The organism is Azospirillum sp. HJ39, from assembly GCF_041507355.1.
Classification (GTDB): Bacteria; Pseudomonadota; Alphaproteobacteria; order Azospirillales; family Azospirillaceae; genus Azospirillum; species Azospirillum thiophilum.
This window is the reverse complement of sequence record NZ_CP167913.1, coordinates 132512-157904: the sequence shown is the minus strand read 5'-3', so window position 1 is coordinate 157904 and position 25393 is coordinate 132512. Positions and strand designations below refer to the sequence as shown.

The window sequence follows — 25393 nt, the reverse complement described above, 5'->3', positions numbered from 1 at the left end:
TTCGATGGCCGCACTCACTCGAAAGCGACGTGCCCACCGCTCTTCTTTGATTGCGGCATCATGGGAATGCCGCCGGCGACCAAATCCAGCTCCTCGTCGCTCAACTCGGCATGGGCGTCCTCGGCCGGGACCGCGGTGAATTCGCCATCCACCGCGGCCAGGCGAAGCGGGACCGGCAGATCCACATCGTAGTGACGCTTGATCGCGGCGTTCAGGTCGGTTTCAGCCTCGGCGCGGAAGGCGTCGTCGGTCTTCAGCCGCTCGGCCACCGCGGCGATGGCGTCAAGGCCGAACAGGCTCTTCAGGTCGGTGGTGCTCATCTCGGAAAGGCTCCCATGGTTGAAAAAGAGCTGCGGGTCATCTCGAAGGTTTCGTCCACCCGCAGCGAGATCGGGGCGAAGCGCCGCCGGACCAGCGCCATCATCCGGGGGAAAACGGTGGCGAACATGGCGATGGAGGCCGGCCCGAAGGCCTCGGCCTGCCGGGCATAGGCGTGCCAATAGGCGCCGACCAGCATGCCGGTGTGCCAGAGCCGCCGCGCCAGATAGGCGCTGCGGTAATGGATCGCCGGGCGGTCGCCGCAGCCGTCGAGCGGAACCCGCTCGGCCCGTTCGCCCAGCACCCAGCCGACCAGCGCGCCATGCCGCCGCACCGCGATGGAGCAGGCGGGCACGACATGGTCGGCGCGGATGTCGGGATGCATGTGGGGCAGATGCTCCGGCTCGGCGGCCAGCGCTGCGATGGCGGCGCAGTCGGCCGCGTCCGGCGTCCGCCACGGCTCGAAGGTGAAGCCGTCCGGATCGCGCAGCCGCCCGGCGACCGACGGCCAGCGCCCGACCGCCTCCACCATCGGCGCCGTCTCCCCGATAGCCCAGACCTGGGCCAGCCGCGGCGGCGTCCAGCCGGCGGCCGACAGGGTCGCGGCCAGCGCGGCGCGGCCCGGCAGACGTTCGGAGAATCCGGCGCGCAGGCGGACGGCGCCGGCGGCGACCGCAGCCTCCTCCCACCCCGCCGCCAGCGCCCGGCCGATGCCGCGGCGGCGCAGGCTGCGCACGACCGTCAGCGACAGCAGGGTCGCCTCGCCGTCGCGGACCTGTCCCAGCGCCAGCCCGGCCGGCACTCCGCCAACCCGGGCTCCGACCGCCAGCCAGGGCGGCGACAGCCGGTCCAGCACCGGGGCCAGCCGCGGGAATCCCAGCGGCGCGAAGGCGGCGGCGTTCCCGGCCAGCGCGGCGATTTCGAGACGAGCGACGGCCGATGGGGCGATGGCCAGCCCAACACGATCGATCCCGTCCATAAACTCTCCCGAAACAGGCGGTCGATCAGCTGCGGATGCTGGCAACGCGCTCCATACGGCAACTATTATGCGTATGCTCGAAAAGGTGGCAAGAAAGAACGCGTGTCGAAATGGACATAAACTTGTTTCAGGATGACAATTTAATTTCTTCCTCGTCAACGCCTGCCGGCGGAAGCAACAGGAAAAGCCGATGACATCGACTGCACCGGGGCCGAAGGGGAGCGACCGCCTGTTCCGGCGCGAGGCGCTGGACAGTCTCGGCACAACCGAGGATTTGGACCAGCCACCGACGCTGGCCAGCCCGCGCGGGCTGCGCCTGCAATTGGCGCTCGCGGCCCTGTGCCTCGCGGCCGCCGTCGCGATCCTCGTGGCCGCTGCGGGCGGCTGACGCTCCCGGTCAGCCCTCCACCGCGCGGTGAACCAGCCAGCGCAGGCTGGCCACCAGCAGCTTGTTGTACTCGTTGACCAGCAGGTTGGCGGTCCCCGGCCACAGCCACCAGTCGTCCAGATGGACGGTGGGGGCAACGACCGGATGGGGAACCAGTTCCATGTCCGGCATCGCCATCGACAGTTCCAGCAGGCTGCGGCGCATGTGGTAGTTGGCCGTCACCACCCGCAGCGACCGGAACCCCTGGTCTCGCATCCAGTCCGCCGTCTCATAGGCGTTGCCGATGGTGCTGTCGGCGGAATAGCCCAGCGTGATGCAGCATTCCATCTCGGTCGGGGAATGGCGCGACAGCTTCAGCAACTCCTGCACCTCCACCCCGTCATAGACGCCGGAGACGAACAGCTTGCGCGCCCGCCCGGCGGCCAGCAGTTCCAGACCGGTGCCCAGCCGGTTGCTGCCGCCGGTCAGCACGACGATGGCGTCGGTCGTCCGTCCCGCATCGGGGCCGGTTGCAGGGGAGATGCGCGGCACGTCGGCGGCATACCAGATCAGGCCGGCCAGCCACAGCACCGCCAGCACCACCGCTCCGGCCAGCAGATTCCCGACCGCCCGGGCCATCGTTCCGCCGTCGCGCCGCCGATGCACCGGTCTCATCGCGGCCTCCCTATGGCCCACGGAATCATGGCCCATGCTCTCATGGCATGGACTCCAGCGTCCGCAACACGGTCCAGCGCGCGGTCGCCAGCGCCAGCAGGGCCAGCGCCCCCGGCACCAGCAGCAGCACCGCCCATTGCCAGGGCATCAGCGCCAGATCCGGCAGCAGGCTGGCCCTGAGCCCCTGCGACGCGCGGTGCAGCCCGAACAGCGTGCCGCCGGCCAGCAGCAGCCCGATCCCGCCGCCGCGCAGGCTCAGGCCCACCACATGCCGCTCGAACTGGCGCGAGACATAGCGGTCGGTGGCTCCCATCAGGTGCAGCAACTCCACGACCGGCCGATGGATGGCGAGGCCGGTGCGCACGGCGAAGACCACGGTCATCACTGCCGCTCCGCCGATCATCACCACCACTCCCAGCGCCGCCAGCCGCACCGCCCCAGCGAAGGAGCGCAGGTCGGCGAGCCACACCGCATGGTCGTCCAGCGTCGCCCCCGGCGCAGCGGAGGTCAGCCGCAGCCTCAAGGCCGCGATGTCGACCGGCCCGTCGGTGGCGACGTCGACCAGCCGCGGCATCGGCAGCAGCGGATCCGCCGCCCCCACCCCCAGCCAGGGTTCCAGCAGCCGGGCGATCTCGCCGCCGCCCAGCACGCTCGCCGACCGGATGCCCGGGAAGGCACGCAGCACGGTCAGCGCCGCCTCCACCCGCTCGTCCAGCGGGGCGACGGGAGCACCCGGCATCGGCGCCACCTGGACGGTCAGCCCGCCGGCCAGCCCGCTGTCCCAGCGCCGCGCCATGTCCGACACCAGCATTGCGCCGGCCAGCGCCAGCACCGCCAGGAACACCATCAGCGCGGTGATCCAGCCGAGGAAGCGCGAGGAGGGATCGACCGCCAGCGGCAGGTCGGACCGGGGACGGACCGGGCGCAGCGCCATGCCGCTACTCCCCACCGGGGGGGCGCGTCTCGTGCGCCCGGCTGCCGCGCGACGGCAGCACCAGCAGCCGGCCGTTGTCGAGATGCAGGCGCGGGTGGTCGAAACGGCGGATCAGCGCCTCGTTGTGGGTGGCGATCACCACGGTCGTCCCCAGCTTGTACAACTCCTCGAACAGATAGAGCAGGCGCATGCCGATGCCGTCGTCGACATTGCCGGTCGGCTCGTCGGCCAACAGCAGCCGCGGCCGGTTGATCACCGACCGGGCGATGGCCACGCGCTGCTGCTGCCCGCCCGACAGGGTGGAGGGCAGGGCATGCAGGTGATTGCCCAGCCCCACCCAGCGCAGGATCTCGGTGCAGTGGGCAACGACGTCGGCCTCCGGCGTGCCGGCCATGCGCAGCGGCAGCGCCACATTGTCCAGCGCCGACAGATGGTCGAGCAGCGCGAAGTCCTGGAACACCACCCCGATCTGCCGCCGCAGTTCCGGCAGGTCGCGGCGGGTCGCCAGCGCCATGTCGCGGCCGAACAGGGTGACCAGACCGCGAGAGGGACGATGGGCGAGATACATCAGCTTCAGCAGCGACGACTTGCCCGCCCCGCTGGCGCCGGTCAGGAAATGGAAGGATCCGGGCAGCAGGGTGAAGCTGATGTCGCGCAGCACTTCCGCCTCGCTGCCGTACCGCAAGCCGACATTCTCGAAACGAATCACGGTCCCACCACAGCCTCGCCATCCCTCCACGCCGGGGACAATGCACCCGCGGCCGGACGGAGTCCACCCTGCCCCGCTGCCTATGCCTGTGCCGCCCCGCGGCCGCCGGTCACCTCCGGCCGCGCGGAATACTTGAGAAGTCGGCAAAGACCTGACAAGTTGCCGCCCATGATCTGGATCCGGTCCCTCGCCTTCAACATCGCGTTCCATCTCTGGACCGCGCTGATGTGCTTCGCCCTGCTGTGGATGCTGCTGCTGCCGCGGCCGCGGATGATAGCGGTCGTCGTGTGGTACCTGCGCAGCGTCGGCTGGCTGGAACGCACGCTCGCCGGCATCCGCTACGAGGTGCGCGGGCGCGAGCACCTGCCCGACGGGCCCTATCTGCTGGCAGCCAAGCACCAGTCGGCGTGGGAGACGATGAAGCTCCACCTGCTGGTCCAGGATCCGGCGATCATCCTGAAGCGCGAGCTGATGTGGATCCCGATCTGGGGCTGGTACGCCGCCAAGGCGAAGATGATCCCGGTAGACCGTGGCGCCGGCGGGGCGGCGATCAAGTCGCTGATCCGCAACTCCCGCCCGGTGCGGGACGAAGGGCGCCCCATCGTGATCTTCCCCCAGGGCACCCGTGTCGCCCCCGGCACCTACAAGCCCTACCGGATCGGCGTCGGCGTCCTCTATGAAAGCCTGAAAATTCCCATCGTGCCGATGGCTCTGAACGCCGGCCTCTACTGGCCGCGCCACAGCTTCCTGAAGCGCCCGGGCACCGTGGTGGTGGAGTTCCTGCCGCCGATCCCTCCCGGCCGTCCCCGCGCCGAGGCGATGCGCGAGTTGGAAGACCGGCTGGAGGCCGCAAGCGACCGCCTCGTCACCGCCGCCGGCGGCCCGCCGACCATCCGCCCAGCCGAAGCCGAAGCAGAACCGGCGCGCGCCAAGCAGCCGGCGACCGCGGCATCCTGAGGCTGCCGGCACACCGGCACATCAAGGACGGCGGGCACGGGAGGCCATGACCGCCCGCAAGCTCACACCTCGCAGCCGGCCCTGTAGCGGTCCATCGCGGCGCGGATGTCGTCGGGAATCGGCACGGCGGCGAAATCGTCCAGCGAGGTGGTGACCAGCGTCAGGCTGCCCGACAGCCGCACCTGCCCCTCATGCTCGCCGTTGATGCGCAGTTGCAGCGAGCTGCGGCCCAGCCGCTCCAGCAGCACCCCCAGCGTCAGGGTGTCGCCCATCCGGCTTGGGATCAGGAAGTCGCACTCGGCATGCACGATCGGCAGGCCCAGGCGCCGCTCCAGGATCATGCTGGCATAGTCGATATCCAGACCCTGGGTGAACCAGTCCTCCACCGCCCCGTTGAACATGTCGAAATACACCGGGAAATAGACGATTCCGGCCGGATCGCTGTGGGAAAAGCGAATGGGCCGCTGCACCCGGAAGCAACCCGGCGGCAGCGGCCGGTGGCTGGGATGGTCTTCCGGGCGGTGCGGCCGCTCGCTGTACTCGTGCATCTCTCGGTCAATCCTTGTTCCGCGCAGGGGCCGGACACCGCAAGGTGGCCGGTCGGAGCGGTCGCCGCGTTTCGCGCCGGCGGTCCATAGTTGTGGCTATTCCAAACAATCCGGGAAAAGCACCTTTCGTTCAACGGCTTCCTGCGGATATAGGGGGCGCCCCCGATTTTCGCACCTGCCGCTGTTGCGGAAATGCTGCACTGCAATCACGACAACGGCCTAAGCAGCCGTCCGGTCCGCTTGCCCGCAATTTGTCGCAGTTTCCGTGTTTTCGGCCGGAAACATCACACAAAGATCCCTCAAATCCCGGCCATCCTCCCGCACGCATCCGGGTTCAGGCCCAAAACGAACATCAGGCCCGAAGGCTCCCAGGGACCGAAGGGCACATCAGGCGAGGACACCGAACCGATGGCCACCTCCACCTCCAAGATCGTCGTGAACGCCCAGGGCAAGGCCGCAGGCGGAACGAACGCGCATTTCACCCTGCTGGTCGACGGCCAGAAGGTGGGTGAAGGCACCGCCGGCACCACGGCGAAGGATTTCGTCTTCACCCCCGTGCTGACGTCCGGCGTCGCGCACAAGGTGCAGATCCAGTACGACAACGATGCGGTGATCAACGGCCAGGACCGCAGCCTGACCGTCAACAGCATCAGCATCGGCGGCAAGACGATCGCGCCGACCGCCGGCATCGTCAGCTACGACAAGGGCGCGCTCGACGGCAAGGACGTCGTCGCCGGCCAGTCGAACCTGTGGTGGAACGGCACGCTGGTCGTCACTGCCGACAAGAGCTATTTCCCCGCCGCCTCGACCTCGACCCCGGTGGCAACGGGGGCCAAGGATACCATCGTGGTCAACGCCTCCGGCACCCCGGCGGGCGGCGTGAACGCCCACTTCAAGGTGCTGGTCGACGGCAAGCAGATCGGCGAGGCCACCGCCGGTACCACCGCCAAGAATTTCAGCTTCACCACCGACGCCGCCGACGGCGTGGCGCACAAGGTGCAGATCCAGTACGACAACGATGCGGTCGTCAACGGCCAGGACCGCAGCCTGACCGTCAACAGCATCTCGATCAACGGCCATAGCTACGCACCCACCAGCAGCGCCGTCACCTACGACAAGGGCGCGCTCGACGGCAAGGACGTCATCGCCGGGCAGAAGGGGATGTGGTGGAACGGCACGCTGGTGGTCAACGCCCCGGCCTCCGACTTCCCGGCCGGCACCACCACTCCCACGACACCGGCCACCCCCGAGACGCCGACCGGCCCGGCCTTCTTCGTCGCCACCAACGGCAAGGACAGCTGGTCGGGCAAGCTGGCCGCCCCCAACGCCGACGGCACCGACGGCCCCTTCGCCAGCCTGGCGAAGGCTCAGGCAGCGATGCGTGCCGACAGCAGCATCGACACCACCTATGTCCGTGGCGGCGACTATTACCTGAAGAACGGGCTGTGGCTGGACGGCCAGGATTCCGGCGTGACCTTCACCGGCTACGGCAGTGAGAAGGCGGTGATCCACGGCAGCGCGCAGGCTTCGGTATCGTTCGGCCTCGGCGGCGCCAAGAACGTGACCATCGAGGGCCTGACCTTCGCCGATGGCATCGTCGGCGGCCATTATGTCTACGCCGACAACGCCGCCGGCCTGACCTTCGCGAACAACGTGGTGAAGGGCGGCGGCTACGGGATCACGGTGCAGAACAGCGCCAACAGCCAGGTCGTCGGCAACCAGTTCGAGAGCACCGGCGCCGAATCCATCTTCGTGAAGGCCGGCTCCAACTTCACGGTGGTGTCCGACAACCTCATCAAGCATCCGAACGCAGCCGACCGCGGCGATGCCGGCATCTGGATCAACGGCAGCTCCGACGTCAAGGTCACGCACAACCAGATCGAGGATTCGCCGGAGAAGGCCATCGCCGTCGGCTCGGTCCAGACGGACGGCAGCGACGCGACCTACCGGGTGACCGTCGCCTACAACAAGGTGATCGATGCCAACCTGGAATCGAACGACGGCGGCGGCATCTACCTGATCAACCGTCAGCAGGATCTGGGCAATCATACCGTCATGAACAACGATGTGACCGGCACCACGGCGACCACCCCCACGGGCGACGTGTCGAGCTGGGGCATCTACCTCGACGACTGGACCAGCGGCGCCACGGTGAAGGGCAACTACGTCCATGGCAATGTCGGCGGCATCTTCCTGCATGGCGGCTGGAACAACACCGTCACCAACAACCTGGTCGCCGGCAACACCGGTGACGCCATCGGCCTGCAGCAGGACGTCGCCTGGAGCGGCTGGAAGGGCAAGGTGATGGCGAACAACCAGATCTTCAACAACGTGTTCGACACCTCGAAGGGCGACGCCGTCGAGATCTACGGCCCCGGCTCCTCCGGCAGCTTCCACGACAACGAGTATTCGGGGGCCAGCGCCAATGCCCAGCTGTTCCATGCCTGGCCGCAGCTGATGTCCAGCGGGTATGGCGGGACGCTGCAGAACTGGCAGGCTGCCGGCTACGACAAGGGGTCGGAGTGGATGAACCCCCACTTCACCAACCCGTCGGCCGGCGACTACACCCTCGCGTCGGATTCGCCGGCCTACGGCCAGGGCTTCGAGGCCCTGCCCTACGACCAGATGGGCCTGCTGCACGCGTAACATAAGCCCTCCGTCTTGCCCTGGCCGCCGGTCCCAAGACCGGCGGCCAGGGCAGGGACCGGCTGGAACCTTGGGATAGGCAAGACGTTATCGCCTTTGAAAAGCCGCTCGGCCTGAAGCCGGGGGATCTTGAAGACGAGAACAGCCACCCCAACCTGTCAGTTCGTCATGCTGCCCCGACCATGAAAGATGGAACGCGGAACTCGCCACATGAAGCACATGGGACGACCCGCCTGACTCCGGGGAGGCCTGTCGTGGGCTTGGTCGGCGTCCTGCCGACGGTCAGCCAATTCAAGAGGAAAACATGAATCTCCGCGAACAGTGGATGAAGGACCCGGAACTGAAAGCCGCCTACGAAGCGCTCGGCCCCAATTTCCGCCGCGAGGTTGAACTCGCGCAGCAGCGCCGCGGCCAGCGCACCTTGCAAGGTGCGGCCATTGCCTCACACAACGGTCGCACCACCGACCTCCCGCGCCGCTCCCACGCCGCTCCGGGCAATTCTGCCCGTCGCTGATGCCGATAATCGGCGAAACCTTGCCGGCCGATTCCCACCCGCCCGGCGGACGGTGACTGGACCCACGGAGAAAAACGGATTTAAACTCGGCGACTCGCCGTTTCGTCCACCCGTTTTTCCTCGCTTCCGGCCCATCACATGTCCTCTGCCGATCGTCCTCGCCACGCGCTGCCACACCGGCTGCGCCGTCCCCGCTTTGTCTGGATGTCCCCAAAAAGTTGGCGGCGACGCCTGCTGTTCTGGACGGGCGCCGGCATCGTCGGACTTGTCGCCGTACTGTTCGCCATCGGCGCCGATCATGCCCAACATCTGTTCCGATTGGCGGTCGCGGCATTTCCCTGGCTACCGTTCCTGCTGACGCCACTGGGGTTAGGCTTTTCGGCCTGGGTGGCTCTGCGCGTGGTGCCGGGATCGCAGGGGAGCGGCATTCCCCAGGCCATCGCCGCGCGCCATATCCAGGATCCGGCCGCCAAACACCGCCTGCTATCTCCGCGGATTGCCATTGGCAAGATCCTGCTGACCCTGGTCGGGCTTGCCTGCGGCGCTTCCATCGGGCGCGAGGGGCCGACGGTGCAGGTCGGCGCCTCCATCATGCTGATGGCCGGCTCCATCGCCGGATTGGGCAGGGAGCCGGGACTGATCCTGGCCGGCGGTGCGGCCGGCGTTGCCGCAGCCTTCAACACGCCGCTGGCCGGCATCGTCTTCGCCATTGAGGAGATGGCCCGCAGCTTTGAAAGGCGGACCAATGGCCTCGTGCTGATCGCCGTGGTGGCAGCTGGTCTGGTCGCCGTCGCCATGCTCGGCAACTACGCCTATTTCGGCCACACCGCCGCGTCGGCAGACTGGCATGATTGGAAGGCTGTTCTGGCGACCGGTATCGTGGGCGGAGTGGCAGGCGGCGGATTCAGTGCCTTGCTGCTCTGGCTGTCGGCCCGGATCCGAGGCAGCCGATTGAGCGGCTGGCCGGTGATGGTCTCCATGGGCTGCGGCCTGGCGCTCGCCACCATCGGTACCGTCTGCGGCGGGCTGACCTTCGGTACCGGGTATGAGGAAGCGCGCGCCGTTCTGGACGGGGTGGAGACGCTGCCCTGGTACTATGCCCCGGCGAAACTGCTGGCAACGGCGTTGTCAGGGGTCTGCGGCATTCCCGGCGGTATCTTCTCTCCCTCCTTGTCGGTGGGGGCAGGCATCGGCTCCGTCATCGGCGGACTGCTGCCGGACAGCCCGTTGGGTGCCGTGGTGCTGCTGTCGATGGTGTCCTATTTCGCCGGCGTGGTGCAGGCACCGCTGACCGCCGTCGTCATCGTGACGGAGATGAGCGCCTCGCCCGACATGCTGCTGCCGTTGATGCTGAGTGCGGCGATTGCCACCACCCTGTCCCGCCTGATCTGTCCACGGTCACTCTATCACACCATGGCCGACAGTTTTCTGGAGCTCTTGAAGGCGGATGCGGCCGGCACCGAACTGGCCACACGCAAGGCAGCGGCGCTTCCCTCGCCTTAATATGCGCTCGCCCGGTCTAGCCCTTCGATGTCACCGGCGTCCAGGCGCAGGGAGGCGGCTGCGATCAGGTCTCCCATCTGTTCCAGCCTGGACGCGCTCACGATGGGCGCTGTCAGGCCGGGACGGGCGATCAGCCAGGCGAGCGCCACCTGCGCCGGGGTAGCCCCATGACGGGCGGCGACCTCGTCCAGCGCCGCCAGGATCCCCCGGCCGCGGTCGTTCAGATACTTCGACACCGCTCCCTGCCCACGCGCACTCTTGCCGGCATCGGCGGTGGACCGGTACTTGCCGGTGAGGAAGCCGCTGGCCAGGGAATAGTAGCTGATGACGCCCAGCCCGTTCTCCCGGCACAGCCCCTCCAGTTCCGCCTCGTAGCCTTTGCGGTCGTGGAGGTTGTATTCCGGCTGCAGGGTCTCGTAGCGCGGCAGGCCGGTGCGGGCGCTGACCTCCAGCGCCTCGCGCAGGCGGGCGGCGGTCAGGTTGGAAGCGCCCACCGCCCGGACCTTGCCCTGGTCGATCAGTTCCTTGTAGGCGCCGAGCGTGTCCTCGAACGGGGTCGCCGGATCGTCCCAATGGGATTGGTAGAGATCGATGCGGTCGGTCTGGAGCCGCATCAGCGAATCCTCGACCGCGGTCCGGATCCAGGCCGGCGGCAGGCCCTTTTTGCCCGGTCCCATCTCCGACCCGACCTTGGTCGCCAGAACGATGCGGTCGCGGTTGCCGCGGCTCTTCATCCAGTTGCCGATGATGGTTTCGGATTCGCCGCCCTTGTTGCCCGGTGCCCAGGCCGAATAGACGTCGGCCGTGTCGATGAAGTTGAATCCGGCATCGACGAAGGCGTCGAGCAGCCGGAAGGAGGTCGCCTCGTCGGCGGTCCAGCCGAACACGTTGCCGCCGAAGCAGAGCGGGGACACTGTCAGGCCACTGCGGCCGAGCGGACGTCGATCCATTGCGTCGTCTCCTTGCAGTCGTTCAGGCGGGGTGCCGCCCGCGGAATTCGGTCAGGTAGAGCAGCAGGCCCAGCGCCGGAAAGGCGAAGCCGATCCAGGTCACCGGTTCCCATCCGCCAACGGCGAAGGCATAGCCGGCAAGCGCCGAGCCCGCCGCACCGCCCAGGAAGAAGATCGCCATATAGATGGCGTTCATCCGGCTGCGAGTCTCCGCCCCCAGCGAATAGATGGCCCGCTGCCCCAGCACCATGTTCATCTGCACGCCCATGTCCAACAGCAGCCCGGCCAGAACCAGCAGGGCGATCGAGCCTTCCCCGGCACGCGCGACGAAGAAGGACAGAGCCGCCATCGCCAGCGCGAACCCGGTGGCGGGCCGGGTCCAGCCCTGGTCGGCGATCCGCCCGGCGATGGGCGCCACCAGCGCACCCGCCGCTCCCGATAGCGCGAACAGCGCGATGCCCCGCTGGGTCAGGTGAAAGGGCGCGCCGGCCAGCAACAGCGGCACGGCGGTCCAGTAGAGGCTGAAGGCCGCGAACATCATGGTCTGGTACGCCGTGCGGCGCTGGAGCACCGGTGTGCACACCAGCAGCCGCCCGAGCGATCCCAGCAGGGCGGCATAGCCGGATCCGCCCCCTGGCGGCCGCTGTGGCCGGCGCTGCGGCAGCACCCGCCACAGCAGGACCGCGAAACCGACCATCACCACCGCCGACAGACCGAAGACCGCGCGCCAGCCAAGGCTGTCGGCGATGAGGCTCGACACCGGCCGGGCCAGCAGGATGCCCAGCAGCAGGCCGCTCATCACAGTGCCGACCACCTGCCCGCGCGACGCCTCCGGCGCCATATGGGCGGCGAGCGGCACCAGCATCTGCACTGCGACCGACGTGACGCCGATCAGGAAGGCCGCGGCCAGGAACAGCGATGCGGTGGGAGCGACGGCGGCCACCAGCAGCGCCGCCACCGTGCTGCCGAGGGTGACGACCACCAGCCGCCGGTTCTCCAACAGATCGCCCAGCGGCACCAGCAGGATAAGTCCGGCGCCATAGCCGATCTGGGTCAGGGTGACGACCAAGCTGGCGGTCTCCGGCGACAGGCCGACCGCCGGACCGATCAGCCCGACCAGCGGCTGCGCGTAATAGATGTTGGCGACCACCGCCCCGCAGGCCAATGCCATCAGCAGGATCAGTGTGCGGGACAGGGCCGGGTGCGCGGCCTCCCCGGCGAGAGGGGAAGCACCAGGGTGAGCGGTGGGCGGCATCGCAGGGGTCCTGTCGGGTCGCAAATGTTCGAGGCGGCTCCTGAACAGCCGCCACCCTACGTCGGCACCCGCACGCCACACACCACCGATTTGTGCACCGGTGATTTGCGCCATGGGGCAGCATTCACCCGGCTTCCCCGCTCACGGCCCCACACATGGCATAGAGCCAACTGCGGAAGGAGGCGAAGCCGGCATCCTCGCGGCGCGAGGCACGGCAGACCAGATACCAGGAATGCGTCATGGGAACCGCCAGCCCGAAGGGGGCAGCCAGACGGCCGGCGGCAATGTCGTCCAGGATGTAGAGTCGCGGTGCCAAAGCCACCCCGACACCGTCGATCGCCGCCTGCAGGGTCATGGCATAGCTGCCGAAGGAAAGCCCCTTGGAGGCCACCTCCGGCACGCCGGCGGCACCGAGCCAGCGCGGCCAATCCTGGCCCCAGTGGGAGACGTGCAGCAGCGTCACGCCGGCCAGATCCGCCGGCTCCCGCAGTTCGGCCGCCAGTCGCGGCGCACAGACCGGCTGCAGGGTGGAGGAGAACAGCCGCTCCGCTTCATAGCCCGGCCATTGGCCGTCGCCCAACAGAACCGCACAGGTCCAATCGTCGCTCATCGGTGCGCCTGCCCCACCGGTGGCGATCCGCACCTCGATTTCGGGATGATCGCGATGGAAACCCGACAGGCGCGGAATCAGCCAGCGTACCGCCACCGTCGCCCCCATCCCAACCGTCAGCACCGGACCGGCCCGCATCGCCGACACCTGTTCCACCCGCCGGGCGATGGCGTCGAAGCTGTCGGTCAACGTCGGCTGCAAGGCCCGGCCGCGCTCGGACAGCACCAGCGCGTTGGCGCGGCGGTCGAACAGGGCGAATCCCAGCCGTTCCTCCAGCAGCTTCACCATGCGGCTGACCGCGGCCTGCGAGACGTGCAGCTCGGCTGCCGCAGCGGTGAAACTGCCATGGCGGGCCGCTGCCTCGAAGGCGCGCAGTCCGTTCAGGGAAGGCAGGCGCCGTATGTTTCCCATCCTTACCAGACCCCAACTTTTCCTGGGGGTGAGCATCGGACAATGCTGTTTGCGGCACAAGCGCGGGCATGTGAGTTTTTCAGCCTGATCACTGATATTCGGGCTTTTTCATGCTGACGCTGCCGCTGATGGTGGGTCTTGGCCTCACCGTGCTCGTGACCTCGTTCCTGTCGGGCCTCTTCGGTATGGCCGGAGGCATGGTGCTGATGGGTCTGTTGCTGATTCTTCTGCCGGTTCCGTCCGCCATGCTCCTGCATGGGGTGACCCAATTCGCCTCCAACGGCTGGCGGGCCTGGCTGTGGCGGCGCCATGTTGTCTGGCCGGTGATCCTGCGATTCGCGCTGGGCGGATCCGGAGCCGGCTTGCTGTTCGCCCTGGCCGGCGCCATACCGGATCGGGCGGTATCGCTGCTGATTCTGGGGCTGACGCCCTTCCTGGCGCTCGCCGTGCCCGCAGGCTGGGCATTGAATGCACAAAAGCCGTTGCATGGTTTCCTGGGCGGCTTCCTGTGCATGGGGGTGCAATTGATCGCCGGCATTTCCGGCCCGCTGCTCGACGTCTTTTTCATTCGCAGCGCCATGAGCCGTCAGAGCATCGTCGCCACCAAGGCGACCATCCAGGTGGTCGGGCATGCGGTCAAGGTCGCCTACTTCGCCCCGCTGGTTGCCGGCGGCCCCGACGAGACGGTGGAACTCACCGTGATTCTGATGTCGATCGCCATGGCGCTGCTCGGCACGAATCTCTCCCGCCGCGTGCTCGACCGCATGAGCGACGCCCAGTTCCGCCTGTGGAGCCGCTATCTGGTGATGGGAACCGCTGGAATCTATCTGGGACAGGGGCTTTTCCTGCTGGCAGCACACTGAAAACGGACAGGATAATCCGTTATGTTTCAGTAAGATAAGCCATCCCCTCCCGTCTTCCTTACGGCTTGGGGGCCAGATCCGGCTCCAGCCCCATCCATCGGCCCGCCCTCCGATCCTTACGGCTTGGGGGGAGGGCTTCCTTACATCCCGGGGGCATTCAAGCCCTTGGAGATCCTTACCTGACGGTATCGGAAACTCGATAAAGCCGTTGAATTGGCCCATCCTTACTCCTTGGGGGCCTGGATCCGGTATGGACTGCCCCCGAGCCGTAAGGAAGGCGCTTATGCAGACCCTCTCGAATAGCAGAAACAGCGGACTGCCCCCACGGAGTAAGGATGGCGCTGTGTGGGTGGAAGCCGTCGACGGGACTCGAGTTGGACCGATTCGTCCTATGTAAGGACGCGCAGAGGCTGAGGGAGGGTGGATTCTCACCGCGAAACTCGTTGCGGATCCGGCACTTGGCTGGTGTCGGCGACTCCCTTTCCCTTTTAAGAGGATTCGTCGGTCCGAAAAGCCAAGAGAGTCCGCGAGTCGCATCGAATCTTCCTTACAGCATGGGGGAAACGGCCTTACCGGGTGGGGGCGAGTCGCACACGCCCCGGGGCGTAAGGGTTTTTCCCCCAGGATGTAAGGATGAACAGGAATTTGCGGCGCGACCCTTTCCTTACTTGTTTTTCTGGTAAGGATTGATTTAGCCTCCCTCGATTTCGGCGGAGGACGGCGATGGCGGTTGTGGGGCGCAGGAAGGCGCGTGGTGCGGTGGCGGAGGAGTCCGTCCCGTCGGACGCGGCTGCGCCCTTGCAGGCGGAAGCAGCGAAGACTGGTTCGGGTCTGGTCGTGCTGGGGCCGGAGGATCTGGCCGGCGGTGCGGTCATCGACGGCGACGGCGCTGCCGCCAGCCTGCCGGCCGTCGGGCCGGAAGCCGCGGCTCCGGCCGCCGGGCTGACCGCCCGCGTCGCCAGCGCGACCTTCGAGCGGGACGGCTACAAGCATCTGATCAAGGCGGCGGAGGCCGTCTACAGCTATCCGGCCAACGGCACGCGGCTGTCGCTGCCGGCCCAGAAGATGCTGAACTTCATGATCCATCTCGCCGGCAGCCAGAATTTCGCCAACAAGCTCTACCGCCTGCCCAAGCGGGTGGTGCGCGGCAACCACAAGGGCAACGAGCGCATCTTCGACGCGCTGAAGGAAATCTTCGATTCCAGTTTGGTGGTCATCGGCCCCTTCCGCGGCCGGCGGTCGCGCGCCGAACTCCGCATCCTGTCCAGCTATGTCCGGCCGGAGGAGGAGGAGGACAGCGACGCCGCCGACATCCATTTCCAGTTCACCGACGCCTTCCTGGAAATCCAGCGCTCGTCCCAGCTCTGGGCCAAGCTGTCGGGGCCGGCAATGGTCAAGGTCACCAGCACCTATGCGCTGAAGCTCTACGAGATCGGCATGCAGCGCTACCAGATGGATTATCCGTCGCTGGAGCTGGACATCGACACGCTGCGCAAACTGATGAACGTGCCGGAGGGCGCCTACAAGGATTTCGGCATCCTGCGCACCCGCACCATCGACCGCGCCATCGCCGAGGTGAACCAGCTCGCGCCCTTCCGGGTCAGCATGCCGGAAGAGAAGATGAAGCGGAAAGGCCGCAAGATCGAGGCGGTGACCCTCGACTTCAACGCCAAGGACGAGGAGGAGGCGGCCGAAACCTATCTGGAGCGCGAACGCCACAGCGCCGGCCGCCGGGCGCGGCGCATCGGCAAGGTCGACACCGTCGCCCCGGCCGATCCGGTGGAGGCCGGCCTCGCCGATCTCGGCCCGCTGCCCGATGCCGACGACGTCACCGCGCTGTGGGCCGCCGTCCTGCATGCCCTGAAGGGCAAGGTTCCTGCCCCGCTGCTGGCCGAGCTGGAGCCGGACCGGGTCGAGGAGGCGCCCCAGGGCGGCCGCCGCCTGGTGCTGAAGGCCAGGAATCCGGCGGTGGCCGACACCGCCCGCATGAACCACTGGCCGAGCCTGAAGTCCGCGCTGTCGTCGCTGACCGGCGGGATGATCGAGGACGTGACCTTCGAGGTGCCGGCCCGCAAGGGGAAGGCCGCCAAGGCGACCTCCCCCGGGACGTAAGGATCGGCTCATCCTCCCCCGAGCGGTAAGGATCAGCCCTGCTTGGACTTCAGCGCCGCCAGACGGTCCGCCAGGCTGGAGGCCGCCGGCTTGCCGGAGGCCGCGGCGAGCGCGGCGGCGATGTTGGGATCCTCCTTTTCCGGCGAGGACGGGTGCAGCAGCTTGGCCTTGGCCTTGGCGGCCTCGGCGGCGGCCAGATCCTTGGCGGCGGTGTCCTGCATCGCCTTGAGGGCGACGGTCAGGCCGCTGGTGGCTCCGGCGAGGCCGGCGGCCTGGCGGGCGGCCTCGGCCTGGCGCTCGGCCATGGCACGCTGCTGGTCGGCGCGGCCCATGTCGCGCTGGGCGCGGGTCAGCTCGGCGCGGGCGGCCTTCAGCTTGGCGCCGGCCTCGGCGTAGTTCTTCTCCAGCATCTCCAGGAACTCGCGTGCTTCGACGGCGTCCTGGACCTCGCGCTCGATCTCGGGAGCCATCTCCTCCAGCATGGCGACGATGGTCTCCAGGCTCTTTTCCAGGCCGGCCTTGCGGGACGGGTCGGTCTCGGCGTCGATCTGGCGCTGGAGATGCTCGGCCGCGGCCATGCGCTGGCCCGACAGGGCCCTGATCGCGTCGGCCTCGCGCTGCTCGCGGTCATGGATGGCGCGGGCTTCCGCCACCTGCCGGCCCAGACCGTCGAGATGCTGTTCCATGGTGCGCAACTCGGCCTCCGTCGCCGACTTCGGATCCCAGCGCACCAGCGCCTCCATGGCGCCCTGGACGGCCTGGTCGGTCTTGACACCCATAAGGTTGCGGATGAAGGCAAGCATGGCTGATTCCTGTCGAAGGAGGGTTGTTGGAGGCGCCCCGGAAGATGCCCCGGAAGCACAGATGGGGAGGCGCCGCGGCGCTGACCAGCCCCCCATCCTTACCGCTCGGGGGCGGTTTATCCGGCCAGGGCGGCGGCGTTGATCAGCGCGACGCCCAGCTGCACCCCGACCAGGGTGGCGGCGGAGGCGACGTTGCCGGATTCGATCTGGCCACGCAGGTCGCGGATCAGCAGAGCCGCGACGGCGAAGGCGACCAGCTGCAGGATCAGCGCCACCACGCCCCACAGCAGGATGTCCAGCACATAGGCGCTGGTCGCCAGCGTCGCCGCCAGCGGGATGGCGAGCGCCACGATGGAGCCGCCCAGCGTCAGGCCGCCGGCGGCGTTGCCGCGCGCGACCAGATCGCGTTCGTGGAAGGGGGTGATGCGGGTGTAGATGGCGACGCCGACCGCCAGCAGCGCCAGCGTGACGGCGAGCTGGACCAGCAGCACCGGAAGCCCGGTGCCGAGCGCGGTGAGGATGGAACCGAAGGTGCTTTCCATGGGGCCGGCACTCTTGTCGTGTGGGGTTGGGTCAGGACAGCGAGAGGGAGGCGGGATTGACGTCGATGCCGGCCGAGATCTCGACCGAGGCACGGCCGGACCGCTCCACCGCCTCCACCAGGATGTATTCGGTGGCGGGAGCCGGGTCCGCCGCGCCGGTGGGAGCGCCGTAGAGCATGGCCTGGCTGGTCACCGTCTCGGTGCCGCGCAGGGTCTGGCGCGCCTCGCTGAGGGTGAAGGGCTGGATCCGGCCGGTGCCCGGCTGCCAGACGCGGGGATAGAGCTTGCCGTCCTTGGTCTGGAATTCCGGCCAGCCGATCATCCCCTCGGCATCGTCCAGCCAGAAGCCCCATTCGTCCTCGTCGGCCGGGGTCACGCTGTCGATCGGGGTGAAGTAGCGGCATTCGTCCGGCTGGCCGTCGGGGCCGAGATGGATCTGGAAGAAGCCGCCGGGGGTTCCGGAAGCGCTTCCGGAGCCGGCCGGCAGATGCAGCCGGTAGACGGTGGCCGGGCCGGAGGTGACGGTGCCGACCGCCTCGATCGACACCAGCCGGTCGCTGCCGGTGTCCGGCGCCTTGACCTTGGTGGCGCCCTCCGCCAGCAGGAAGGGGGCGGGGTCGATGGTGACCGCCATGCCCAGCCGGAACAGCGACGGGCTGTAGCCCTTGCCGCCGAGCTTCTGGTTGACGTAGTTGCCGAGCGTTCCGAACAGGGGCACGTCCGATCCTCCCTTTGAAACTGGACCCGATTTGGCGGCGGGCGCATCCATCCGGCGCCGCGCCCGCCACAGCAGGAACAGCACCGCGACGCCGAGCAGCAGGATGCCCCACCACCAGAAGCCGCCGAGGCCGGATCCGCCCGAGCCTGACGCCTGGGCCTGGGCCGCGTTCGCGCTGTCGACGGAACTGGCCGAACTGGAGGACCCGGCGCGGGCCAGATCCGCCGGGATGTCGGGCGGCAGCCGCCCGGCCTCGCGCGGGGTGCCGGCCTGGGCGGCCACCGACTGGTCGAGCTGGTCCAGCTTCGCGCGCAGGTCCGCGTTGTCGCCGGCCAGCCGGTCGGCCTCCTGCCGCCATTGGCGATAGCCGGGGTCGTCGGCATTGTCGTGGAAGAAGGAGGCATGGCCCGGCCGGGTCAGCGTGTCGAGCATGAACCACAGGAACAGCCCGTCCCAGATGCCGAAGCGGCGCGGGGTGTTGTAGGCGTAGGACGGCGGGCTCCAGCCATAGCGTCCGTAGGGGTTCGCCGGGGCCGGCCGGGTCGAGGGGGTGCGGTAGGATCCGCCGCCCGATCCCCAGTTCCATCCCCATCCGGAGCTTGAGTTGCCGGAACCGGAGCTGCTGCCGGTGCGGCCCTGGCCGGATGCCGCGGCGGGTGGCGTGCCCGGCTGGGCCGGCGGGGTGCGGTCGGCGTCCTGGCGGTTGCGGTAGCGGTTCAGCGCATCGGCCGAACCCTGCTGGCTGAAGGCGCGGTCGCCGGCAGACGCGGGCGGCGCGGCGACCGACGGGGCGCTGTTGCCCGGCCGGGCATAGCCGCCGCTGGAATTGGAGCCGGAACTGGACGGGCCGCTGGAGAACCAGCCTCCGCTCGACGAGCCGCTCCCGGTCGAGGGGGTGCGCGGGGCGGAGGGGCGGGCATAGCCGCCGCTGCTGCCGACCGACGGGGTGCGCGACGGCCGGGAATAGCCGCCCGATGACCGCCCGCCGCCGCTGCGCGAGCCGGCGCGGGCCTCGGCCTCGGCCGCGGTGAAGGCGACCGCCGTGGCGGCGGCGACCGCCAGGGACGGCGGCGATATCGGGGCCGTGAGGATGGAGCCGGCGGGCGCCGCCAGCGGCTGCACCGCCATCAGAAGGGCGACGGCGGCGGCGCGCAGGCGTTGGGGCCACCGGGGGTTCGCGGTCTGCGTCATCCGTCCTCTCGCGTCATCCGGAGCCGGCGCAACCGGCCCTCCCGACGATCCGTTGCCGGGAGCCTAGGCAGGTACGCAACACTTCTCAAGCGCTTAACCGCCCCGGCTCGCGCCGGTCGGCGAAGGGGGCGTCTGGAACATGGTGGAACAGGATCCGGCGCCCTGTTCACCGGTCCATCCCTCTCCACGCCGTCGGCGGAAGCCGGTATCGGACCGGCCGGTATCGGATCGGCCGGTGCCGGTGCATCGCTGCGGTCGGGACAAACGACGGTCTCCGTGATCGGGAACGGGCCGCTCCTTCCTATCATGGCGGGGGCGGACGGGTAAGCGCCGGGTGAAAATCCCCCAGCCCCCTTGTCCGCGGCCGGGGGCGGCGGCTATCACAGCGGGACCGGGGCCTTGCCTGCCCTTGTCTTGCGTGACGGACCCCCATGGACGACATCGACCGGCGCCTGATCGATCTGCTGACGGTGAATGCGCGCACCAGCACCGCGGCGCTCGGGCGGGCGCTGGGGCTGTCGCGCTCCACCGTCCAGGACCGCATCGCCCGGCTGGAGCGGCTGGGGGCGATCGCCGGCTATACGGTGAGGCTGGGCGATCCGGCGCCGCGGCGCGGCGTGTCGGCGCTGGTGATGATCAGCGTCAACGCCAAGCTGGCCGACCGCGCCGTCCATGCGCTGCGCAGGATGCCGGAGGTGATCCGCCTGCACAGCATCAGCGGCCAGTACGACCTGTGCGCCACCGTCGGCACCGAGACGCATGACGCGATGGATGCGGCGCTCGACGCCATCGGCCGCCTGCCGGGGGTGGAGCGGACGATGTCGTCGATCGTGCTGTCGACCAAGATGGAACGATAGGCAGGGTGGAACGATAGGCCGGTTGGAGCGGCAGCCGGGGCGCCGCTCCGCTTTGGCCGTCAGGGCTTGGCGTCCATCTGGATGACGCGCAGGTTGTTGGTGGTGCCGGCCTGGGCGAAGGGGATGCCGGCGACGACGACCATGGTGCCGGTCGCCCCGGCGAACCCCTCGGCGCGGGCGGTGGCGATGGCGCGGTCGACCATCTCCTCGTAGGTGCCGATGTCGTCCGACAGGATGCTGTGGGCGCCCCACATCAGGCAGAGCCGGCGCGAAACCGCGGTGTCGGGGGTGATCGCCAGGATCGGCACCTCCGGCCGCTTGCGGGCGATGCGCGCCGCGGTGGTGCCGCTGGAGGTGAAGGCGACGATGGCCGAGGAATGGATGGTCTGGGCCAGGTCGGCGGCGGCGGCGGCCACCGCGTGCGGCGGGCTCTGCTCCTCGCCCGGCTGGGTCGCCTGGACCAGCGAGTGATAGAGCTTGTGCTGCTCGGTCGAGCGGATGATGCGGTCCATCATCGTCACCGCTTCCACCGGATATTGGCCGGAGGCGGATTCGGCCGACAGCATCACCGCGTCGGCGCCGTCATAGATGGCGGTCGCCACGTCCGACGCCTCGGCCCGCGTCGGGGTGGGGGCGGAAACCATGGAGTCCAGCATCTGGGTCGCCACGATCACCGGCTTCACCGCCAGCCGGCAGGCCCGCACCAGTTCCTTCTGGCGGCCGGGCACGTCCTCGTGCGGGATTTCCACGCCAAGGTCGCCGCGCGCCACCATCACCGCGTCGGACAGGCGGATGATGTCGTCGATGCGGTCGAGCGCCTGCGGCTTCTCGATCTTCGCCATGATGCCGGCGCGGTCGCCGATCAGGCCGCGGCCCTCGATGATGTCGCCCGGCTTCTGCACGAAGGACATGGCGACCCAGTCGACGCCCAGTTCCAGCCCGAAGGCGAGGTCGGCGCGGTCCTTGGATGTGAGCGGCGACAGGTCGAGCACGGTGCCCGGCAGGTTGACGCCCTTGCGGTTGGAGATGGTGCCGCCGACGACGACCTTCGCCTCCATCCAGTCGTCGCCCAGCTCGACGACCTCGACGCGCACCCGGCCGTCGTCGATCAGCAGGTGATGGCCCGGCAGGATGGCGGCGAAGATTTCCGGATGCGGCAGCGGGATCGAGCGCTTGTCGCCCTCGGTGCCGGTCAGGACGAAGCGGATCGCCTCGCCGGTGGCGACCTGGATCTTGCCGTCGCGGATGGTGCCGACGCGGATCTTCGGCCCCTGGAGATCCTGCAGGATGCCGATGGGACGGCCGACCTCGGCCTCCAGCTCGCGGATGGCGCGGTGGACCTTGGCGTGGTCGTCGTGGGTGCCGTGGCTGAAGTTCAGCCGGAAGGTGTCGACACCGGCCAGGAACAGGGTCTTCAGCATCTCGGGCGAGTTGCTGGCCGGTCCGACGGTGGCGACGATCTTGGCGCGGCGATGACGGCGCATATGGTTCCGGCCGGGGGGCCGTCCTCTGTTGGCTTGGCCGTCCGATGGGCCGGCAGGGCGGCGGCCACCATGGAAGGACGGCGCGGGTGACTGGTCAGCAGCGGAACGGCCGGCACGGGCGCCCATCGGGGCGGCCTGGCTGCCGTCCGCGTGCCCGCACTAAGGTGTCGCCATCGCGTCCGGAATGCAAGGCGGCTCGCGGAGCGGCGGTTGAATCGGCGGCTGGAACGGCGTGAAACAGTCCCCGGCCCGGTGTTCCATCCCGCCGCCTGCCCTCCCTCCGTCCTTCCTCCGCCCTGCCCTGCCCTGCCGCCCTGCCCTGCCGCCTACAGGCGCCGGGAGAAGGCGCCCGAGCCGCGGCGGCTCACCGGGCCGGGCGCGAGGTTGGGAAACGGATCCTCCGGGGTGAGGGTCCAGGGATAGACCCCCTTCGGGCCGTCCGATTCCGGCCGATTGAGGATGGCGGCGACGATGGCGGGATGGGGCGGGGTGCGCTCGCGCAGCAGGCCGGGGCCGTCATCGTCGAGTTCGGGCACGATGGCGGGGGCTGGGGCGGGGGCCGGGGCGGGTTCGGGCTGCCGGGCCTGGTGCTGGTTGAGGCCGGCGGCGGCGTCGAGGCCGGCGAACAGGCCGAGCCGCTCGGCCAGCCAGCGCACCGTCGCCGGATCGCCGGAGGACACCAGCCGCTCGATCTGTTCGGCCACCAGGGCGCGCAGCGAGGAGAGGCGCAGCTCGGCCTCGCGGTTCAGCGCCTCGCGCTCCCACCAGACGCGGACGCGGAAATCCTTCGAGCCGTAATAGGCCCGCCACAGGGTGGTGCGGCCGCATCCCATGGCGCGGGCGACCTGGAGGAAGGAATTCCCGCGCGCCAGCATGCCGGCGGCCATGATCCACTGCTCCTCATGGAACTGCGAGCCGGGGACCAGCGAGCCGCCAGCCGGAACCGGGGGCTCCTCCGCCCAGCTAGGGAGGCGGTCGTCTTTGAGGGTACGGGTGTCGACGGGCATGGCGGGGCTCCGCAGGTGAGAGGGTCTGCGGGGAGTTTATGGGAATAATATCCTTTGTGGGAATTTTTGTTCAAGGACGGCCGCCGCCGTCCCGTCCGGGATCCAGGCCCCCGGGCGGCGGCCTTGCCGCTCGACATCTCCGGCTTCCGGCCTTTGCCGCGCGCGTCCGCTCCACCCTGGACATCAGCCGGTGGCGCAGTCCGGCGCTCCGGCGTCCACGACGGGGAGGTGAAGCGTGCCGGCAAGCCGGTTGACAGATCCGCGACCTGGCGCCTGCCGCCCGTCAGGGGCGCGCGGCACGATGTCCGAATGCCCGGCGCCGTGCCTCACTCATACACGGCGTCGCGCGGGCCGGTATCTCCCAACGCCATCTTGACGAAGGCGTCGGCCGTCAGGTCCGCGTCGAGCAGCGCGCCATGGCGGGCGAAGCGATCGCTCCGGTCGAGCCACAGCCGATCGCACAGCGCATCGAGCGAGCCGGAAGCGCCGGGGAAGGCCGCGTGCGACATCTCCTTGGTGCAGATGAACCGGTCCGCCGGGAAGGTGTCGGCCCCCCATGCGGCGCGTCCGCAACGCGCGAACTCGTAGTTCAGGAAGTCCATCTCGTTCTCGTAGGCATGCGCGACCAGAAGATCCTCGCCCAGGAAGGCGAGAAGCGCGTCGGCCACCTCGGGAAAGCGGGGCGCCGCCTTCAGGTCGGCGGGCTTGATGCCATGCACCTTGATGGCGTCGGGATGGAGAGGGGCGTCGGGGTTGACCCGGGACTCCCAGGTGCGCGCTTTCCTCCAGGCCTCGCCCTCACGGACGATCTCAAGACACCCGAGCTCGATGATGATGCCGGGCTGGCGCAGGCCCTTGGGCGCCTTGCGGATGTCCTGGAGGCTCGGCAGGCGCCGTCCGGTCGTCTCGATGTCGATCGCGACCAGCCGGTCACGTCCTTCCCATGGCTGCATGCTCATTGAGATCCAATCTTTCATCGGTGGAGCCGCCTGTGGCACGGATATGACACAAGGACAAGGCTCCGTCACGCCGCCCAGAGTAGCATGGCGAAAGCGCCATGACCGACGCGAGCACCGGTGAGCAAGGAGCATCGCTGTGAAAATCCCCGGCCCCGAGCATCCCATAACGATCGCCCCCAACCCGAATCGGGTCCGTGTCGTCTTCGCCGGCCGGGTCGTCGCCGAAACCGCAAGCGCCCTGACGCTGGCGGAGGCGACGTTGCCCGCGGTCCACTATATTCCCCGCGCGGATGCCGACATGACGGCCTTCGAGCGCACGGCGCACACGACGCATTGCCCGTACAAGGGCGATGCCACTTACTACAGCCTGCGTGTGGGGGATCGCATCGCGATCGACGCTGTCTGGACCTACGAGACTCCCTATCCCGCCGTGGCCGCCATCCGCGACCATCTGGCGTTCTATCCGGAAGGCGTCGATTGCATCGAAGAGCACGCGGCCACATAGCGGCAGCCGGCGGAAGGGTCCGCATGCGGTGCGGTTCCCATCGCAATGCCGGCTTCGCCGGCGAGCGTGCCGCCTCTGGCGAGGGGATGGCCCGGGAGGCCGGAAGCCCGGCGGTGGCGCGAGGGCGGTCCGGCATGACGGCGGGAGCGCGCCCGACGTCTGGACCATACGCTGCGCGCCGTCACGCGCGCCGCATCGTCACGACCAGCACGTCGCGGAAAGCCGGACGCGCCGGATCGACGGGGTCGACCGGCGTCACGCCGTGAAACACCCGGGCGTCGTCCACGACCGCCGATTCCAGCGGATGGCGCAGGGTGAAGCTGCCCAGCGGCCGGCCGGCGAGATCATGGATGCTCGTCGTGCCGCTGGAGACGTTCTCGCGCCGGACCAGCATGACCAGGACCCAGTCGACGCCGTCGCGATGCATTCCTTCCGGGGTGGGCCGTCCGGTCTCGCCGGCGCTGGCTTCGATCCGGAACTGGTGGGCTTCCGTGTGCCAGACTTCCGGCCTCGTGCCGGCGGGGGTGAGCGGATCGAACAGGGCGAAACAGGTTTTCAGGACCGCCTCCAGGGCGGGATGGGTTCCGGTCGCCTCCGTGATCGGCTCGAACCAGCGCTCCAGCCCGCCGTTCAGCGGGTTGTAGTCCCGGCTCTGGTAATGGGGCTGGTGCGGCTTGCGCCGGATGCCCCCGGCCGACAGCGCGAAGGCGGCATGGCGCCGCCGCCGGTAGCGCCCGCCGTCCGCCATGTAGCTGTCCAGGCCCAGATCGTTCCAGCTGGCGCTGAACCCCTCCCAATCCCGCAAGCCGGCCGCGTCGAGCAGGGCCTGCATGGGGACGGCCTCGACGAAGGAGAAGCCGTCCGCCGCCACCGCGTCGCCGACCTTGCGCAGAATCGTCGTCATGTCGCCTGTCCGATCCCAAAAGCGATACCGTTTTCCTGACTCTGCGATGCGACGGCCGCCTTGTCGATGACC

The 25393-nt window shown here is 68.9% G+C and carries 25 protein-coding genes; 9 read left to right on the top strand and 16 right to left on the bottom strand.

Annotated elements, in window-relative coordinates; genetic code table 11:
- Positions 1–14: 14 nt before the first annotated feature.
- Together ABMY26_RS32090 and ABMY26_RS32085 are read right to left on the bottom strand one after the other, a co-directional pair.
- Positions 15–320 (bottom strand): hypothetical protein, encoded by a 306-nt coding sequence (locus tag ABMY26_RS32090; RefSeq protein WP_372400247.1) that lies wholly within the window; start codon positions 318–320, stop codon positions 15–17.
- The gene (locus tag ABMY26_RS32085) at positions 317–1297 is read right to left on the bottom strand and encodes a GNAT family N-acetyltransferase (RefSeq protein WP_372400246.1); all 981 of its coding nucleotides are present in this window, start codon (positions 1295–1297) and stop codon (positions 317–319) included. Before ABMY26_RS32085 ends, ABMY26_RS32090 begins: the two co-directional genes overlap by 4 nt.
- Before the next feature lie 190 nt (positions 1298–1487).
- Here ABMY26_RS32085 and ABMY26_RS32080 point away from each other — a divergent pair, with 190 nt between their 5' ends.
- Positions 1488–1685 (top strand): hypothetical protein, encoded by a 198-nt coding sequence (locus ABMY26_RS32080; protein WP_372400245.1) that lies wholly within the window; start codon positions 1488–1490, stop codon positions 1683–1685.
- A gap of 9 nt (positions 1686–1694) precedes the next feature.
- Here the strand turns inward: ABMY26_RS32080 and ABMY26_RS32075 are convergent, their stop codons facing one another.
- From ABMY26_RS32075 to ftsE, 3 genes are read right to left on the bottom strand one after another with little or no spacing between them, the layout of a single operon-like run.
- Positions 1695–2339: a YdcF family protein gene (locus ABMY26_RS32075; RefSeq protein WP_372400244.1), complete on the bottom strand. Its 645-nt coding sequence runs from the start codon at positions 2337–2339 to the stop codon at positions 1695–1697.
- A 40-nt stretch (positions 2340–2379) separates the two neighbouring features.
- On the bottom strand, positions 2380–3273 hold the full coding sequence (locus ABMY26_RS32070; protein ID WP_372400243.1) for a cell division protein FtsX: 894 nt from the start codon (positions 3271–3273) through the stop codon (positions 2380–2382).
- A gap of 4 nt (positions 3274–3277) precedes the next feature.
- Positions 3278–3982, bottom strand: a complete 705-nt coding sequence (gene ftsE, locus ABMY26_RS32065) for a cell division ATP-binding protein FtsE (protein ID WP_045583711.1) — start codon at positions 3980–3982, stop codon at positions 3278–3280.
- Positions 3983–4150: 168 nt separating this feature from the next.
- Between ftsE and ABMY26_RS32060 the strand changes: the two genes are divergently transcribed.
- Entirely contained in the window at positions 4151–4939 is a 789-nt protein-coding gene (locus ABMY26_RS32060; RefSeq protein ID WP_045583712.1) for a 1-acyl-sn-glycerol-3-phosphate acyltransferase, read from the top strand.
- A gap of 62 nt (positions 4940–5001) precedes the next feature.
- On the opposite strand, the gene ABMY26_RS32055 is transcribed toward ABMY26_RS32060, so the two are convergent.
- Positions 5002–5487, bottom strand: a complete 486-nt coding sequence (locus tag ABMY26_RS32055) for a thioesterase family protein (protein ID WP_245636991.1) — start codon at positions 5485–5487, stop codon at positions 5002–5004.
- 408 nt (positions 5488–5895) lie between these two features.
- On the opposite strand from ABMY26_RS32055, the gene ABMY26_RS32050 reads away from it, so the two are divergent.
- The 3 genes from ABMY26_RS32050 to ABMY26_RS32040 all read left to right on the top strand — a co-directional run bounded on the left by ABMY26_RS32050 (position 5896) and on the right by ABMY26_RS32040 (position 10150).
- Positions 5896–8133, top strand: a complete 2238-nt coding sequence (locus ABMY26_RS32050) for a carbohydrate-binding domain-containing protein (RefSeq protein WP_372400242.1) — start codon at positions 5896–5898, stop codon at positions 8131–8133.
- Between the two features lie 304 nt (positions 8134–8437).
- Positions 8438–8647, top strand: coding sequence for a hypothetical protein (locus ABMY26_RS32045; RefSeq protein WP_372400241.1), 210 nt, complete (start codon positions 8438–8440; stop codon positions 8645–8647).
- Between the two features lie 204 nt (positions 8648–8851).
- Positions 8852–10150: a chloride channel protein gene (locus tag ABMY26_RS32040; RefSeq protein WP_372400240.1), complete on the top strand. Its 1299-nt coding sequence runs from the start codon at positions 8852–8854 to the stop codon at positions 10148–10150.
- On the opposite strand, the gene ABMY26_RS32035 is transcribed toward ABMY26_RS32040, so the two are convergent.
- From ABMY26_RS32035 to gcvA, 3 genes are all read right to left on the bottom strand, one after another.
- The gene (locus ABMY26_RS32035; protein ID WP_372400239.1) at positions 10147–11100 is read right to left on the bottom strand and encodes an aldo/keto reductase; all 954 of its coding nucleotides are present in this window, start codon (positions 11098–11100) and stop codon (positions 10147–10149) included. The two genes, ABMY26_RS32040 and ABMY26_RS32035, sit on opposite strands and share 4 nt — an antisense overlap.
- A gap of 22 nt (positions 11101–11122) precedes the next feature.
- Positions 11123–12355 carry an MFS transporter gene (locus ABMY26_RS32030; RefSeq protein WP_372400237.1) on the bottom strand — a complete coding sequence of 411 codons (1233 nt, stop codon included), beginning with the start codon at positions 12353–12355 and terminating at the stop codon, positions 11123–11125.
- Between the two features lie 124 nt (positions 12356–12479).
- Positions 12480–13376 carry a transcriptional regulator GcvA gene (gene gcvA, locus ABMY26_RS32025; protein ID WP_372400235.1) on the bottom strand — a complete coding sequence of 299 codons (897 nt, stop codon included), beginning with the start codon at positions 13374–13376 and terminating at the stop codon, positions 12480–12482.
- Positions 13377–13486: 110 nt separating this feature from the next.
- On the opposite strand from gcvA, the gene ABMY26_RS32020 reads away from it, so the two are divergent.
- Positions 13487–14239 carry a TSUP family transporter gene (locus ABMY26_RS32020; RefSeq protein ID WP_372400234.1) on the top strand — a complete coding sequence of 251 codons (753 nt, stop codon included), beginning with the start codon at positions 13487–13489 and terminating at the stop codon, positions 14237–14239.
- 723 nt (positions 14240–14962) lie between these two features.
- Positions 14963–16351 carry a replication initiation protein gene (locus ABMY26_RS32015; RefSeq protein ID WP_372400233.1) on the top strand — a complete coding sequence of 463 codons (1389 nt, stop codon included), beginning with the start codon at positions 14963–14965 and terminating at the stop codon, positions 16349–16351.
- Positions 16352–16383: 32 nt separating this feature from the next.
- Here ABMY26_RS32015 and ABMY26_RS32010 read toward each other — a convergent pair whose 3' ends face one another.
- The 3 genes from ABMY26_RS32010 to ABMY26_RS32000 form a co-directional block, all read right to left on the bottom strand.
- Positions 16384–17154, bottom strand: a complete 771-nt coding sequence (locus tag ABMY26_RS32010) for a hypothetical protein (RefSeq protein WP_372400232.1) — start codon at positions 17152–17154, stop codon at positions 16384–16386.
- A 116-nt stretch (positions 17155–17270) separates the two neighbouring features.
- Positions 17271–17696, bottom strand: coding sequence for a DUF350 domain-containing protein (locus ABMY26_RS32005; protein ID WP_045583722.1), 426 nt, complete (start codon positions 17694–17696; stop codon positions 17271–17273).
- Between the two features lie 31 nt (positions 17697–17727).
- Positions 17728–19605 (bottom strand): DUF2491 family protein, encoded by a 1878-nt coding sequence (locus tag ABMY26_RS32000; RefSeq protein WP_372400231.1) that lies wholly within the window; start codon positions 19603–19605, stop codon positions 17728–17730.
- A gap of 431 nt (positions 19606–20036) precedes the next feature.
- Between ABMY26_RS32000 and ABMY26_RS31995 the strand changes: the two genes are divergently transcribed.
- Positions 20037–20462 carry an Lrp/AsnC family transcriptional regulator gene (locus ABMY26_RS31995; RefSeq protein ID WP_372400230.1) on the top strand — a complete coding sequence of 142 codons (426 nt, stop codon included), beginning with the start codon at positions 20037–20039 and terminating at the stop codon, positions 20460–20462.
- Between the two features lie 59 nt (positions 20463–20521).
- Here ABMY26_RS31995 and pyk read toward each other — a convergent pair whose 3' ends face one another.
- From pyk to ABMY26_RS31980, 3 genes are all read right to left on the bottom strand, one after another.
- Positions 20522–21946: a pyruvate kinase gene (gene pyk, locus ABMY26_RS31990; RefSeq protein WP_372400229.1), complete on the bottom strand. Its 1425-nt coding sequence runs from the start codon at positions 21944–21946 to the stop codon at positions 20522–20524.
- A 326-nt stretch (positions 21947–22272) separates the two neighbouring features.
- Entirely contained in the window at positions 22273–22953 is a 681-nt protein-coding gene (locus ABMY26_RS31985; protein ID WP_372400228.1) for a hypothetical protein, read from the bottom strand.
- 326 nt (positions 22954–23279) lie between these two features.
- Entirely contained in the window at positions 23280–23912 is a 633-nt protein-coding gene (locus ABMY26_RS31980) for an exonuclease domain-containing protein (protein WP_372400227.1), read from the bottom strand.
- Positions 23913–24048: 136 nt separating this feature from the next.
- Here ABMY26_RS31980 and ABMY26_RS31975 point away from each other — a divergent pair, with 136 nt between their 5' ends.
- Positions 24049–24417 (top strand): DUF427 domain-containing protein, encoded by a 369-nt coding sequence (locus tag ABMY26_RS31975; protein ID WP_372400226.1) that lies wholly within the window; start codon positions 24049–24051, stop codon positions 24415–24417.
- A 181-nt stretch (positions 24418–24598) separates the two neighbouring features.
- On the opposite strand, the gene ABMY26_RS31970 is transcribed toward ABMY26_RS31975, so the two are convergent.
- On the bottom strand, positions 24599–25321 hold the full coding sequence (locus ABMY26_RS31970) for a 2OG-Fe dioxygenase family protein (protein ID WP_372400225.1): 723 nt from the start codon (positions 25319–25321) through the stop codon (positions 24599–24601).
- Between the last annotated feature and the right edge of the window lie 72 nt (positions 25322–25393).

What these genes read in the sequence shown, in the direction of transcription:
- ABMY26_RS31985 (WP_372400228.1), bottom strand. Translation starts at nt 22,953, where the DNA reads ATGCCCGTCGACACCCGTACCCTCAAAGACGACCGCCTCCCTAGCTGG.
- ABMY26_RS32030 (WP_372400237.1), bottom strand. Translation starts at nt 12,355, where the DNA reads ATGCCGCCCACCGCTCACCCTGGTGCTTCCCCTCTCGCCGGGGAGGCC.
- ABMY26_RS32005 (WP_045583722.1), bottom strand. Translation starts at nt 17,696, where the DNA reads ATGGAAAGCACCTTCGGTTCCATCCTCACCGCGCTCGGCACCGGGCTT.
- ABMY26_RS32035 (WP_372400239.1), bottom strand. Translation starts at nt 11,100, where the DNA reads ATGGATCGACGTCCGCTCGGCCGCAGTGGCCTGACAGTGTCCCCGCTC.
- ABMY26_RS31970 (WP_372400225.1), bottom strand. Translation starts at nt 25,321, where the DNA reads ATGACGACGATTCTGCGCAAGGTCGGCGACGCGGTGGCGGCGGACGGC.
- ABMY26_RS32020 (WP_372400234.1), top strand. Translation starts at nt 13,487, where the DNA reads ATGCTGACGCTGCCGCTGATGGTGGGTCTTGGCCTCACCGTGCTCGTG.
- ABMY26_RS32070 (WP_372400243.1), bottom strand. Translation starts at nt 3,273, where the DNA reads ATGGCGCTGCGCCCGGTCCGTCCCCGGTCCGACCTGCCGCTGGCGGTC.
- ABMY26_RS32085 (WP_372400246.1), bottom strand. Translation starts at nt 1,297, where the DNA reads ATGGACGGGATCGATCGTGTTGGGCTGGCCATCGCCCCATCGGCCGTC.
- gcvA (WP_372400235.1), bottom strand. Translation starts at nt 13,376, where the DNA reads ATGGGAAACATACGGCGCCTGCCTTCCCTGAACGGACTGCGCGCCTTC.
- ABMY26_RS32055 (WP_245636991.1), bottom strand. Translation starts at nt 5,487, where the DNA reads ATGCACGAGTACAGCGAGCGGCCGCACCGCCCGGAAGACCATCCCAGC.
- ABMY26_RS31980 (WP_372400227.1), bottom strand. Translation starts at nt 23,912, where the DNA reads ATGAGCATGCAGCCATGGGAAGGACGTGACCGGCTGGTCGCGATCGAC.
- ABMY26_RS32010 (WP_372400232.1), bottom strand. Translation starts at nt 17,154, where the DNA reads ATGCTTGCCTTCATCCGCAACCTTATGGGTGTCAAGACCGACCAGGCC.
- ABMY26_RS32040 (WP_372400240.1), top strand. Translation starts at nt 8,852, where the DNA reads ATGTCCCCAAAAAGTTGGCGGCGACGCCTGCTGTTCTGGACGGGCGCC.
- pyk (WP_372400229.1), bottom strand. Translation starts at nt 21,946, where the DNA reads ATGCGCCGTCATCGCCGCGCCAAGATCGTCGCCACCGTCGGACCGGCC.
- ABMY26_RS32050 (WP_372400242.1), top strand. Translation starts at nt 5,896, where the DNA reads ATGGCCACCTCCACCTCCAAGATCGTCGTGAACGCCCAGGGCAAGGCC.
- ABMY26_RS32090 (WP_372400247.1), bottom strand. Translation starts at nt 320, where the DNA reads ATGAGCACCACCGACCTGAAGAGCCTGTTCGGCCTTGACGCCATCGCC.
- ABMY26_RS31995 (WP_372400230.1), top strand. Translation starts at nt 20,037, where the DNA reads ATGGACGACATCGACCGGCGCCTGATCGATCTGCTGACGGTGAATGCG.
- ABMY26_RS32080 (WP_372400245.1), top strand. Translation starts at nt 1,488, where the DNA reads ATGACATCGACTGCACCGGGGCCGAAGGGGAGCGACCGCCTGTTCCGG.
- ABMY26_RS32045 (WP_372400241.1), top strand. Translation starts at nt 8,438, where the DNA reads ATGAATCTCCGCGAACAGTGGATGAAGGACCCGGAACTGAAAGCCGCC.
- ABMY26_RS32075 (WP_372400244.1), bottom strand. Translation starts at nt 2,339, where the DNA reads ATGAGACCGGTGCATCGGCGGCGCGACGGCGGAACGATGGCCCGGGCG.
- ABMY26_RS32000 (WP_372400231.1), bottom strand. Translation starts at nt 19,605, where the DNA reads ATGACGCAGACCGCGAACCCCCGGTGGCCCCAACGCCTGCGCGCCGCC.
- ABMY26_RS32060 (WP_045583712.1), top strand. Translation starts at nt 4,151, where the DNA reads ATGATCTGGATCCGGTCCCTCGCCTTCAACATCGCGTTCCATCTCTGG.
- ABMY26_RS32015 (WP_372400233.1), top strand. Translation starts at nt 14,963, where the DNA reads ATGGCGGTTGTGGGGCGCAGGAAGGCGCGTGGTGCGGTGGCGGAGGAG.